This is a genomic window from Faecousia intestinalis, from assembly GCF_040096185.1.
Classification (GTDB): domain Bacteria; phylum Bacillota; class Clostridia; order Oscillospirales; family Oscillospiraceae; genus JAZOXB01.
Genome location: NZ_JBBMFF010000180.1, coordinates 1 through 11,054, shown reverse-complemented (window position 1 = coordinate 11,054; position 11,054 = coordinate 1). Strand labels below are relative to the sequence as shown.

General features: G+C 61.5%; 14 protein-coding genes. 3 read left to right on the top strand and 11 right to left on the bottom strand.

The window, feature by feature from the left end; all coding sequences use genetic code 11:
• Window positions 1-151: 151 nt before the first annotated feature.
• The 11 genes from jag to WMO66_RS05450 all read right to left on the bottom strand — a co-directional run bounded on the left by jag (window position 152) and on the right by WMO66_RS05450 (window position 7,801).
• The gene (jag, locus tag WMO66_RS05500; RefSeq protein WP_349135389.1) at window positions 152-1,138 is read right to left on the bottom strand and encodes an RNA-binding cell elongation regulator Jag/EloR; all 987 of its coding nucleotides are present in this window, start codon (window positions 1,136-1,138) and stop codon (window positions 152-154) included.
• Between the two features lie 2 nt (window positions 1,139-1,140).
• Window positions 1,141-2,343, bottom strand: coding sequence for a YidC/Oxa1 family membrane protein insertase (locus tag WMO66_RS05495; protein ID WP_349135388.1), 1,203 nt, complete (start codon window positions 2,341-2,343; stop codon window positions 1,141-1,143).
• Window positions 2,344-2,409: 66 nt separating this feature from the next.
• Window positions 2,410-2,622, bottom strand: coding sequence for a membrane protein insertion efficiency factor YidD (yidD, locus tag WMO66_RS05490; RefSeq protein WP_349135387.1), 213 nt, complete (start codon window positions 2,620-2,622; stop codon window positions 2,410-2,412).
• The gene (gene rnpA, locus WMO66_RS05485) at window positions 2,619-2,966 is read right to left on the bottom strand and encodes a ribonuclease P protein component (RefSeq protein WP_349135386.1); all 348 of its coding nucleotides are present in this window, start codon (window positions 2,964-2,966) and stop codon (window positions 2,619-2,621) included. The genes yidD and rnpA overlap by 4 nt, the downstream gene beginning before the upstream one ends.
• An 88-nt stretch (window positions 2,967-3,054) precedes the next feature.
• Window positions 3,055-3,189 carry a 50S ribosomal protein L34 gene (gene rpmH / locus WMO66_RS05480; protein WP_349135385.1) on the bottom strand — a complete coding sequence of 45 codons (135 nt, stop codon included), beginning with the start codon at window positions 3,187-3,189 and terminating at the stop codon, window positions 3,055-3,057.
• 219 nt (window positions 3,190-3,408) lie between these two features.
• On the bottom strand, window positions 3,409-4,629 hold the full coding sequence (gene arcA, locus WMO66_RS05475; protein ID WP_349135384.1) for an arginine deiminase: 1,221 nt from the start codon (window positions 4,627-4,629) through the stop codon (window positions 3,409-3,411).
• 49 nt (window positions 4,630-4,678) lie between these two features.
• The gene (locus WMO66_RS05470) at window positions 4,679-5,005 is read right to left on the bottom strand and encodes a hypothetical protein (protein WP_349135383.1); all 327 of its coding nucleotides are present in this window, start codon (window positions 5,003-5,005) and stop codon (window positions 4,679-4,681) included.
• On the bottom strand, window positions 4,999-5,202 hold the full coding sequence (locus tag WMO66_RS05465) for a hypothetical protein (protein ID WP_349135382.1): 204 nt from the start codon (window positions 5,200-5,202) through the stop codon (window positions 4,999-5,001). The genes WMO66_RS05470 and WMO66_RS05465 overlap by 7 nt, the downstream gene beginning before the upstream one ends.
• A gap of 18 nt (window positions 5,203-5,220) precedes the next feature.
• Window positions 5,221-6,000, bottom strand: coding sequence for a nucleotidyl transferase AbiEii/AbiGii toxin family protein (locus WMO66_RS05460; RefSeq protein WP_349135381.1), 780 nt, complete (start codon window positions 5,998-6,000; stop codon window positions 5,221-5,223).
• Window positions 5,997-6,611, bottom strand: coding sequence for a DUF6088 family protein (locus WMO66_RS05455; RefSeq protein WP_349135380.1), 615 nt, complete (start codon window positions 6,609-6,611; stop codon window positions 5,997-5,999). The genes WMO66_RS05460 and WMO66_RS05455 overlap by 4 nt, the downstream gene beginning before the upstream one ends.
• 125 nt (window positions 6,612-6,736) lie before the next feature.
• Window positions 6,737-7,801, bottom strand: coding sequence for an amidohydrolase (locus WMO66_RS05450; RefSeq protein ID WP_349135379.1), 1,065 nt, complete (start codon window positions 7,799-7,801; stop codon window positions 6,737-6,739).
• 166 nt (window positions 7,802-7,967) lie between these two features.
• On the opposite strand from WMO66_RS05450, the gene WMO66_RS05445 reads away from it, so the two are divergent.
• The 3 genes from WMO66_RS05445 to WMO66_RS05435 are packed head-to-tail and all read left to right on the top strand — an operon-like array spanning window position 7,968 to window position 11,016.
• On the top strand, window positions 7,968-9,140 hold the full coding sequence (locus WMO66_RS05445; RefSeq protein WP_349135378.1) for a class I SAM-dependent rRNA methyltransferase: 1,173 nt from the start codon (window positions 7,968-7,970) through the stop codon (window positions 9,138-9,140).
• Window positions 9,140-9,817 (top strand): response regulator transcription factor, encoded by a 678-nt coding sequence (locus tag WMO66_RS05440; RefSeq protein WP_349135377.1) that lies wholly within the window; start codon window positions 9,140-9,142, stop codon window positions 9,815-9,817. Before WMO66_RS05445 ends, WMO66_RS05440 begins: the two co-directional genes overlap by 1 nt.
• Window positions 9,814-11,016, top strand: a complete 1,203-nt coding sequence (locus WMO66_RS05435) for a sensor histidine kinase (protein ID WP_349135376.1) — start codon at window positions 9,814-9,816, stop codon at window positions 11,014-11,016. The genes WMO66_RS05440 and WMO66_RS05435 overlap by 4 nt, the downstream gene beginning before the upstream one ends.
• Window positions 11,017-11,054: the final 38 nt, after the last annotated feature.

Here is an 11,054-nt window from a genome sequence, read left to right as displayed (position 1 = left end):
GCGGGGAGCGGCATGCCGCTCCCCTACAATGGCGTGTGCATTCAGCGGTGGTGCATATCATTTAACGGCAGCCTGTACGAACCGGCAGCTCTAACATAGCTCCATATATACCAAGCGTCCCCACCGGGTCGACCGGCAGGGACGCTTCTTATTATTTTTCCTTGGCGTAAGCTACCACGATGCGGCGGTGCGGCTCGGAGCCGGTGGAGAAGGTCGTGACCTCGGGATAATCCTGCAGGGCGGCATGGATGACATGGCGCTCATAGGCATTCATTGGCTCGAGGGTGAAGTTGCGGTGGTACTTCACGGCCTTGCCCGCCATCTTGGCGGCCAGATGCTGCAGCGCTTCTTCGCGCTTGAGGCGGTAGTCGCCCGCGTCGACGCTGACGCGCACGCGCGTCTCGTTGTCGCGGTTGATGGCATAGCTCGTCAGATACTGGATGGCATCGAGCGTTTCGCCGCGGCGGCCGATGAGCATGCCGACATCACCGCCGACCAGCTCAGCGCGGTAGCTGCCCTCCTCCGTGCGATAGGCATGGGGCACGGCGGTGGAATTCATGTGGGTCAGCAGGCCGGTGAGGAACTTCTCGATCTTTTCCTCCATGGAGCCCTCGGGGGCGGGGGCATATTCCTTCGGCGCGGCAGGGGCGGGCTGCTGCGGCTTTTCCGGGCGCGGGGCGCGCGGCTTTTCCTGCTTCGGGGCCTGCGGGCGCTCCTGCTTCTCGGGGCGGGCGGGCTTTTCGGCGGGCTTTTCCTGCTGCTTCGGGGTTTCGGCATTCTGCGGCTTGCGGCGCTCCTGACGCGGACGGCGCTCGCGGCGGGCAGGCTGCTGCTCCTCCGGCTCGATCTTCCTGCCGGGACGGGAGATGATGCTCGAGGTGATCTCGGGGCGCTCCTTCGGCTTCGAGCGGGAGGCGGACGAGAGCACGCTCATCGGAGCTTCGGGCTTCTTGGGCTCGTCCGGCACCTCATAGGTCACCTTGACCTTGGCGGGCGAAGCGCCGATGCCGAGGAAACCGGATTTCGCATTCTCCAGCACCTCGACGGACACGCTGTCGCGGTCCATGCCGAGCTGCTGCAGCGCCGCCGTAACGGCAAGATCGATGGTCTTACCGGTCGTGACGATAAACTTTTCCATGATTATTCGTTCTCCTCATTCTTCGTGTAATGCTCGGAGGAATAGGCGCGGCCGCGGCTGAAGGGACGCTCGGGATCGCCGCTGAGCACTTCGGCAGCTTCCTCGGGCGCAAGCCCGGCGGCAGCGCGCTTTTTGGCTTCAAAATCCTTGGCAGCGGCCTCGCGCCCCTGGCGCTCCCGGAGCTGCTGCTTCTTCTTGCTGGTGTTCTCCGTGATGCCCTCGGGGTTGGCGGCACGGCGGGCGGCGCGGATGCGCTCCTTCTCCGCTTCCTCAGCGGCGCGCTGCGCAGCCTTCTCGCGGCGGACGACGTCCTCTGCGTCATAGATCTTGCGGTAGTGCTTCGTGAGGAACACATCCTGTACGATGCCGAACAGCGACTGCGTCAGCCAGTAGATCGACAGGCCGAGCGGGACGATAAAGCCGAACCAGATGGACATGAGCGGCATGAGGATATTCATCATCTTGCCGGTCTGGGCAGACTTGGCGGCGGCTTCGTCCTTTTCGCCGTTGGCGTTGGAGATAACGGAGCCGTTCATCTTCTGGCTGATGAACATCGACAGATAGTTCAGGCCGCCGGAGAGCAGCGGGACGATAAAGCCGCCGATATCGCTCCAGCCCTTGGCCTGCCAGACCTTCCAGCTCGGGATCTGGCCGAGGTTGATGCCGAGGAAGGAAAAATTGATGGACGAGGCGCCCATGACGGCTTCGCGCATGGAGGCGTCGGTGAGCTGCAGAGCATATTTCTGCAGATCGGCAGCCGGGCCATACTGCCAGTAGTAGCCGAGCTTGCTGACCTCGACGCCCTGCTCCGTGGCCACGATGGCCTTGAGGGCATCGACGGTCTCCGTGTTCAGGTGCATCAGGTAGTGCAGCGGTTCACGGATGACAGTGTACAGCGGCAGAAGGAACAGCAGCGGCAGGAACGACCACAGGCAGCCGCCGTACATGCTGACGCCCTCGGACTTATAGAGGGCCATGACCTCCTGCTGATATTTCTGCTTGTCGTCTCCGCAGGCAAGCTCCAGCTGCTTGAGCTGCGGCTGCAGGCGGGACATCTTCATCATGCTCTTCTTGCTCTTGGCGCTGAACGGCAGAAGGATCAGCTTGACAACGAACGAGAACAGAATGAGCGCAAGGCCGTAGTTATTCAGGAATCCATAGAAGAATTCCAGCACATAGCCAAAGGGAACGCGGATAAAATCCATGAAAGGCCTCCTCTTGGCCGCGCACGGCGGCCGGACGGAACGGGTGGGCGGAGATCCGCCGGGTGATCACGGCACGGGATCATAAAAATCGCCGTGGTTGAAGGGGTTGCACCGCAGCAGGCGCTTGAACGTGAGCCAGCCGCCCCGAAGGGCGCCGTATTTTTCGATGGCCTCAAGGCCATATTCCGAGCAGGTCGGGATGAACCGGCACTTGCCCGGAAAGGCGGGAGAGATATACTTCCGATAAAAGCGGATGAGCGCCAGCAGGACGCGCTTCATTGCGCGGCCTCCTGCATCAGGCCCGTCCGCCCGGCGAGCGTCAGAAACGCCCGCGTCAGCTCTGCGAAATCCGCCTCCATCGCGCGGCTGCGCGCGACGATCACGATGTCATAGCCCGGCAGGAGCTCCGCCTCGTGCAGGCGGTAGACCTCGCGCAGGCGGCGGCGCATGCGGTTGCGCTCGACGGCGTGGCCGAGCTTGGCGCTGACGGTCAGGCCGAGGCGGCTGTGACCGGTGCCGTTGCGCAGGCAGTAGACCACGAGCAGACGGTTGCCCGCCGTGGCGCCGCGGTGATACAAGCGGCGGAAAACATGGTTTTCCTTCAGAGAAACAGTATGCAGCAAGTCGGAACCTCCCGGCAAAGCAAAAGGGCGAACAGAGACTGTTCGCCCTTCACGTTACAATTCAAGCAGACGGTGCGGTCTCGGCTCCTCAGGCGGACAGGACGGCTCTGCCTTTTGCACGACGGCGGGCAAGAACCTTGCGGCCGTTTGCAGTAGCCATTCTCTTGCGGAAACCATGGACCTTTGCGCGGTGACGCTTTCTGGGCTGATAGGTACGCAGCATCTTCGTGTACACCTCCTGTTAGATTATGCTCAACAGCCGGACTCCGGCCGCAGCAATCGAAAATCATCATGCGCAGGCATGGATGCAATAAGCAAGCATGGATGCGCAATTGATATTATATCGCAGCACCCGGTAGAAAGTCAACCGGAAGTTTTGAATTTTGTGCGAAAATTCCGGGCTTTTCTGTGATTCCGTTGCGGAACGACCTGCTCCGGTTACTCAGCAGTCTCTGCAAAGCGGCATGCTCATGCAGCGCGGGCCGCCGCGGCCGCGGGAGAGCTCGCCGCTCGGGATGCGCAGCACCTCGATGCCGTGCTCCTCGAGCAGGCCGTTGGTGACATAGTTGCGGTCATAGGCCACGACGCGGCCGGGGCTGACGCACAGTGTGTTCGAGCCGTCGTTCCACTGCTCACGCTGGGCCGCGATCTGGTCACCGCCGCCGCAGCGCAGCAGCGTGACGCGCTCGACGCCGAGTGCAGAGGCCAGTGCCTCCTCGAGCGGCATGTCCAGCCGCCGCGCAACGGGCGCGCCGCCGCGGCCGGGCGTCAGCTCGAACATCTCCAGCTCGTCGAGAATGGAGGGGTGGATGAGAAACTTGTCCGTGTCGATCTGCGTCAGCACGGTGTCCAGATGCATGAAGGCGCGGGTGCTGGGGATATCCAGCGCCAGCACGCGGCGCACCTCGCCCGCCTCGTCCTGGAAAATATTATAGGCCAGCCGCTCAACGGCCTCCGGCATGGTGCGCTGGGAGATGCCGACGGCAATCGTCTCGGCGCTGAGGTTCAGGATATCGCCGCCCTCGAGGGTGTAGGGCTCGTCCGGTGTGTAGTAAAACGGCACTTTGCCTGCGTAGTCGGGGTGATAGTGCAGAATATAGTTTCCGTAGATCGTCTCGCGGTTGCGCGTGACGGAGTACATGTGGTGCAGGGCAACGCCGCGGCCGATGGACGCGAACGGATCGCGCGTGAAATAGAGGTTCGGGATCGGCTCAAGCACAAAGTGCGTGCGGTCGTTGCGCAGGGAGGCCAGCGAGTGGTTCTGGTGCAGGGGCAGCTCGTCGAAGCGGACGCCCGTCATGGTCTTGCGGATGAGCTCGCGCGTGTTGGGGCAGGCCAGCAGAAGCTCCGTGAGGGCCTCGCGGTAGCTGGCGGCCACGCAGCCGCTGCTGCGGATAAAGTCCTCGACGAAGCGGCGGCGCAGGCTGTCGCTCAGGGCCAGCGTCTCCGCGGCCAGATCGGTAAGATAGACGACCTCCACGCCGCTGTCGCGCAGCACCTGCGCAAAGCGGTCATGCTCTGTCTGCGCGCCGCGCAGGTAGGGAATGTCGTCAAACAGAAGGCGCTCCATCGAATTGGGGACGAGCTGCTCCAGCTCCCGGCCGGGGCGCTGCAGCAGGACTTTCTTCAGCGGGCGGACTTCGCTTCTCACATCAATGGCCATGCGGATCGCTCCTCTTATCAATAATTTTTGAGTTTGCCTTTGATTTTGCTTAGTGTATCACGATTTTTTTCGAAACGCAATTCTTTTTCTGCCGCAATTCTTTCCGTTCTCCGGATTTCCATGCAAGAAATCCAACAAAATGCGGATAAATTTTTGCAGCTCCCGGCACCGTGTTTTTCCACTGTTTTCCAAAGTCCGGTTTTTCCGAAAAAATGCCCCTCCCGCAGAATCTGGGAGAGGCATAAATATTCTCAAAAATTTTTTTCAGAACGAAGGCGTGTCCAGACTGCCGAAAAACGGTACAGCCGATCATTTGGAGGAAAGAGCGTGCTTGGAACCAGCTTGGCGAAAAGGGCCAGCGGAACAATTTCACCAAGCTGTATGGATCTCCTGTTCCAGTTCCCCAATTGCGCTTATGACTGTCTCAAACATCGGAACATCACCATAGAGCATGTCCTTCATTGCTTCGTAATCTGCGGCCAATGCTGCAAAGCGATACTTCGGGGGAACCAGTTTCAAAGTGCCGGGAACAGCCTCCTGATACTTTGCCCAAGACCTCGGATAGAACTTCATTTTGAAGTCCGCCACCGTTTACAGCAATTCCACCCGGGCAAAGGCAGCCTCTTTCACAGGTGTCATAGACATGCGATACAGGTCATAGTAATGCCGGGAATAACGCTGCGGCATTTCCGAACTCTCGGGTCTGTTCGCCTCGTGGTGTAGGATCGTTGCCTTTTCCCAGAAAGTCCGCTCCGGTGCAACGGTCAGAACGGCCGTATTCTTTTGCGCAAAGACTTTCGGATAATAGGTTGCGGCATAGGGCTCGATTTGAGCCATTTTTGCGGGCGTCCAAGCGGCCAGCGCACCGATCTCCAAACGAATGACCTGCAAGGTAGCAGAATTCGTAAACAGGTGCGGATAGGCAAAGATAACGGTCTGCTTGTCCTTTTCATCTATGTAAATGTTTGCCTCACAGCCAAGTTCCCAAGAGAGCTCTGCCTGAATGGTGGGGCCAAACTGCTCCGCAAGGAAAACTTCCGCCCGTGCATTGGCCTCTTTGTTGAACGCATCCTGCTTGGTGTTGGAGCGCTTTCCCCATGGCTCGTCCCTACCGTATCCCAGCACCCGCCAGTCCAAGATCAGGTCAATATCTTCGGAAAAGCGGCTGATCAGGTTGAAAGCCTTGGAAAGGCTGGTGCCGCCTTTGAAGGTAATAGCATCATTCCAGGGGCAGCGGTGGAACAGATAATCCAGCGTAAAGCATACCCAAAAATCTTTTTCTACGATGGCATCATTTAAGCCCATCTTATCTGCGGTATTTCGGAACAATTCGCGCCGGTCACTTTCTGGCAAGCGGGCTACATTTCTCATTGTGTGTCGCCTCCACACATTTTCCGTATCGTATCATAAACCCAGTCCGTGGCTTCTGTTGCCTCTTTCAGACAGGCTTGCTTTTCGTCTTCGGACAGCTTTTCAGAAAGCGTCTGTATGATCTCCGGCGTCACATTGGCCCTCCCCAGAGTTTTCAGCGCCTGGATCACCAAGCTCGTCATGTAAGACAGACCGGTGATTTCCTTGTTGGTCCGATGCTTAAATTCCAGCTTGGTGGAATTCCACTCATAGGTCTTATACGGGCCGTCGCTGATATAGGACCAGACCGCCGTTACCTGTGTAGAGAGGCCCAGCAAATTCAGGGCCGTATTTCCGCATGGGGCAATGGTCCAGTGGTAGTTCCGCGCCAATGCCTTTGCAACAGCGTCCGGGTCGGCCGCTACATATTCATGAAGCAGCTTGCTGTACTTCGGCTTTTCATAGACGCCTTTTCGTATTCTGCGGAGCATACCAGCCTGTGTCAATCTGTTCAGAGTTCGTCTGACCGTTTCCTGATCAGCAATATCCGCGAAATCGGAGTTCACAAAAATTGTGCCATCGACTGCGGCTCCAATTCTCTCTTGTATTTGCTTTGAGAATCCGTTTGCCACGATGCTCGCCTCCTTTTTGTCCCGAATATTATATATTATTCGGGACATTTTCGCAACAGACAGACAATGATGCTTTCAGTTTTCCCAATTACAAAAGCGGCTATACCGGGCGATCGGCCTGCACTTTATACGAGCCCGCACAGGAGCGCTTCTCCCTTGTCCAGAATTTCCTCCGGGAAGGTGAACGTCGGTGCATGCAGCTCGATGCCGCCGGTGCCGAGGAAGAAGAACACGCCGGGCGCATGGCGCTGATATTCCGAAAAGTCCTCCGTGATGCACGTCGTCTCCGCCTCGGCAATCGGGAAGCGCTCCCGCACCTCGGCCAGCAGGGCCGCGTCGTTCGTCACGGGCGGATAACCGGAGCTGCACGTCATGGTCACGGTGCAGCCCGTCTCCTCGCCGACGGCCCGGCCGATGGCCTGCGCCTGCTCCCAGAGCGCGGCATACAGCCCGTCGTCCAGGCAGCGCAGCGAGCCCTCAAGATGCGTGTGGTCGCTCACGGCGTTGCGGGCGCTGCCGCTTTCCATTTTGCCGAAGCGCAGCAGGCAGGGCTTGCCCTCGGCCAGTGCATACAGCCGTGTCAGCAGACGGGCGGCGGCGTCCAGCGCGTCGCAGCCCTCGGCAAAGCGGGCCAGATGGACGGACCGGCCCGTGATCTCCACCGTCAGCTCGCACGAGCGCGACATCATCGCTCCGGCGCGCGAGGCGATGACGCCCGCGGGCAGCTCCGGCCAGAGATGCATGCCGAACACGCGCGTTACATGATACCGCTCCAGCAGGCCCGTCGCGCAGATGGGCGCAGCGCCGCCCGTCGTCTCCTCGGCGGGCTCAAAGATCAGCAGAACGTTCCGCTGCGGCCGGACCTCTCCTGCCGCCAGACGGCGCGCCAGCCCGAGCACCATGGCCATATGACCGTCATGCCCGCAGGCGTGCATGCGGCCCGGATGGGCGGATGCAAACGGCAGACCGGTCCGCTCCGTCACGGGCAGAGCATCCATGTCGCTGCGGACGGCGACGGTCTCGTCCTTTCCAAGGTCAAAATAGGCGCACACGGCGTCCTCCCACGGGGCCAGCAGCGTGCAGGGCATTTCGGCCAGCGCCCCGCGCAGATAGGCCGCCGTCTCCGGCAGGCGGCAGCCTGTCTCCGGGATGCGGTGCAGCGCGCGGCGGTCCTCCGATAAGGTCTTCATGGATATTCCCCCTTTTGCCGCATTATATCACGCCCGCCGGACAATTGCAATGCGCGCCCGCCTGTGGTACAATATACAATATCGATAATCACGCCAGAGCGTATAATAAACAGAAAATAAACAGGCAGTCCCGCGCGGGACTGCCGTACCAAATGGAGGAATGAGCATGATCTCGGGACAGGTCTGCCTGCGGCGCGGCGAGACGCTTGCCGCCGGCTGCTGCTGGATCTATGACAATGAAATCGACTGGGCGGACGACACCTGCGAGGACGGCGGCCTTGTCGAGGTGCTCGACAGCCGCATGCGCTATCAGGGCACGGGCTTTTTCAACCGCCGCTCCAAGATCACGGTGCGGCTCGTCTCACGCGAGCGCGGCGAGACCATCGACCGCGCATTCTGGGAGCGCCGCATCCGTGCGGCATGGGAAAACCGGCAGGCACTGGGTTTTTCGAACGCATGCCGCGTCATTTTCGGCGAGCCGGATGGCCTGCCTGGTCTGACGGTGGACAAATTCGGCGACTGTCTGTCGTTCCAGATCGTCTCGCTCGGTATGGAGCGCATGCGGGATGATATTCTCGCCATTCTGGCCGAGGTGTTCCGGCCGCAGTGCATTTATGAGCGCGACGACCTTGCCGTGCGCGAAAAGGAGGGCATGGAGCAGCGCAAGGGCTGCGTCTACGGCGCGGTCCCACCAGAGCTCATCATCCGTGAGCACGACGCCCTCATGGCCGTGGACATCGAAAACGGCCAGAAGACCGGCCACTTCCTCGACCAGCAGGAAAACCGCGGCCATCTGCGGCCATATTCCGCCGGGCGGACGGTGCTGGACCTGTGCTGCCATACGGGCGGCTTCTCCATCCACGCGGCACTGTACGGCGCGGCGCGGGTGCAGGCCGTGGACGTTTCGGAGACGGCCCTTGCCATGGTGCGCGGGAACGCTGCGCGCAACGGCGTGGCCGACCGTGTCGAGACCGTCTGCGCCAATGTGTTCGATCTCGTGCGGCAGGACTGCGAGGAGGGCAGACAGTTCGGCCTTGTCATCTGCGACCCGCCCGCCTTTGCCAAGAGCCGCAGCGCCCTCGACGGCGCGTATCGGGGCTATCGCGAGCTGAACCGCCGCTGCATGCAGCTGACGGAGCCGGGCGGCTTCCTTGTGACGTGCTCGTGCAGCCAGTTCATGACGCAGCCGCTGTTTGAGCAGATGCTCACGGAGGCCGCGAAGGGCGCGGGGCGGCAGGTCCGCCTGCTCGAGCGCCTCCTGCAGTCGCGCGACCATCCGGCCACGCTGGGCGAGGAGCACTCCATGTATCTCAAGGGCTGTATCCTGCAGGTGCTGTGATGATGAAAATTCTTGTGGTAGAAGACGAGCGCCTGCTGGCTGATTCGCTGCAGACGCTGCTGACGGGCCGGGGCTTTTCCGTCGATACGGCGAACGACGGCCTGACCGGCCTGGAATATGCAAAAACGGACGTCTATGATCTCGTGATCCTCGACGTCATGATGCCGGGGCTCGACGGCTATACCGTCGCCAGCCGCCTGCGCGCGGAGCACCATGCCGTGCCCATCCTGATGCTGACGGCAAAGTCCGATCTCATGGACCGCGTGGCCGGGCTGAACGCCGGGGCGGATTATTATCTGACAAAGCCGTTTGATTCCCGCGAGCTGCTGGCCTGCGTCGGCGCGCTGCTGCGCAGACAGGGCGAGCAGGTCGACGAGCTGACGTTCGGCAACACGGCCCTCGACCTCTCGGCCGGGATGCTGCGCTGCGGCAGCAAAAGCGTGCGCCTGTCTGCGCGGGAATTCGACGTCATGCGCATCCTGCTGCAGGCGAAGGGCGGCAACGTCTCGAAGGAGACGCTGCTCGAGCGCGTCTGGGGCTTTGACTCCAACGCCGTGGAGAATCATGTGGAGGTCTACGCCGGCTTCCTGCGGAAAAAGCTCGCGAGCATTGGCTCGAACGTCCGCATCGAGGCCATCCGGCGGCTGGGCTATCATCTGGAGGTGGCGGAGGTATGATCCGGAAGCTCCGCGTCAAGCTCGTGTGCATCCTCATGGCCCTGCTGACCGTGATGCTGGGCGTCACGTTCGGCCTTGTGCTGCATTTTACGCAGCAGAGCCTTGAGGCCGAGAGCCTGCGCACGCTCGAGGCGCTGGCAAACAACTGGCAGACGGCCTCCAGCCCCGGTTTGGACGACGGCACGCGCGTGCCGTATTTTGCGCTGGAGATCAATGCGCGCGGCGACATCATCACGACGCGCGGCGGCTATTTTGACCTGAGCGACCGCGAAAAGCTGCAGAAGCTCATCGACATCGCCGTGAATTCCGAGGACGACATCGGTGAGGTGCCGGATTACGGCCTGCGGTTCTACCGCGTCGTCACGCGCACGAGCTGGCGCGTCGTTTTTGCCGACACCTCGGCCGAGACGACGACGCTGCACAGCCTCATCCGCACGCTTGCCATTGCGAGCGCGGCGGCTCTTGCGGTGTTCTTCGTCATGAGCCTGCTGCTGGCGCGCTGGCTGGTGCGGCCCGTTGCCAGGGCGTGGGACCAGCAGCGGCAGTTCGTGGCGGACGCCTCGCACGAGCTGAAAACGCCCCTGACCGTCATTCTGACGAATGCGGAGCTGCTGCAGGCGCCGGGCTACGACGCCCCGGCCCGCTCCCGCTTTGCCGGGAGCATCCTCACGATGTCGCAGCAGATGCGCGGCCTTGTGGAGAGCCTGCTGGAGCTGGCCCGCGTGGATGCCGGGCGCGCGCAGGACGCGCAGACGGAGCTGGACCTGAGCGCTCTCGTGAACGACGCCCTGCTGCCGTTCGAGCCGGTGCTGTTCGAGGCCGGGCACACGCTGACGGCCCGCGTGGAGGACGGTATCCGTGTGCGCGGCAATGCCGCACAGCTGCGGCAGGTCGTGGAGATCCTGCTGGACAACGCCCGCAAATACGCCCAGCCGGGCGGCTGGGTGCTGCTGACGCTTGCGCGGCAGGGCGGGCGGCACTGCGTGCTGTCTGTTGCCGATCCCGGCGCGCCGCTCACTCCGCAGGAGTGCCGCGATATTTTCAAGCGCTTTTACCGCGTCGACCACGCCCGCGCCATGAACCACAGCTACGGGCTGGGCCTTGCCATCGCCGCCCGCATCGCCGAGGCGCACCGCGGCCGCATCTGGGCCGAGAGCAGCGGCGGCATCAATACGTTCTATTTTACGATTCCAATATAATGTGCGTTGTAGGGGAGCGGCATGCCGCGCCCGGCGCG

Excerpts from the sequence above, each read along its gene's own strand:
- jag (WP_349135389.1), bottom strand. The coding sequence starts at position 1,138 with ATGGAAAAGTTTATCGTCACGACCGGTAAGACCATCGATCTTGCCGTT.
- WMO66_RS05495 (WP_349135388.1), bottom strand. The coding sequence starts at position 2,343 with ATGGATTTTATCCGCGTTCCCTTTGGCTATGTGCTGGAATTCTTCTAT.
- yidD (WP_349135387.1), bottom strand. The coding sequence starts at position 2,622 with ATGAAGCGCGTCCTGCTGGCGCTCATCCGCTTTTATCGGAAGTATATC.
- rpmH (WP_349135385.1), bottom strand. The coding sequence starts at position 3,189 with ATGCTGCGTACCTATCAGCCCAGAAAGCGTCACCGCGCAAAGGTCCAT.
- arcA (WP_349135384.1), bottom strand. The coding sequence starts at position 4,629 with ATGGCCATTGATGTGAGAAGCGAAGTCCGCCCGCTGAAGAAAGTCCTG.
- WMO66_RS05465 (WP_349135382.1), bottom strand. The coding sequence starts at position 5,202 with ATGAAGTTCTATCCGAGGTCTTGGGCAAAGTATCAGGAGGCTGTTCCC.
- WMO66_RS05460 (WP_349135381.1), bottom strand. The coding sequence starts at position 6,000 with ATGAGAAATGTAGCCCGCTTGCCAGAAAGTGACCGGCGCGAATTGTTC.
- WMO66_RS05450 (WP_349135379.1), bottom strand. The coding sequence starts at position 7,801 with ATGAAGACCTTATCGGAGGACCGCCGCGCGCTGCACCGCATCCCGGAG.
- WMO66_RS05445 (WP_349135378.1), top strand. The coding sequence starts at position 7,968 with ATGATCTCGGGACAGGTCTGCCTGCGGCGCGGCGAGACGCTTGCCGCC.
- WMO66_RS05440 (WP_349135377.1), top strand. The coding sequence starts at position 9,140 with ATGATGAAAATTCTTGTGGTAGAAGACGAGCGCCTGCTGGCTGATTCG.
- WMO66_RS05435 (WP_349135376.1), top strand. The coding sequence starts at position 9,814 with ATGATCCGGAAGCTCCGCGTCAAGCTCGTGTGCATCCTCATGGCCCTG.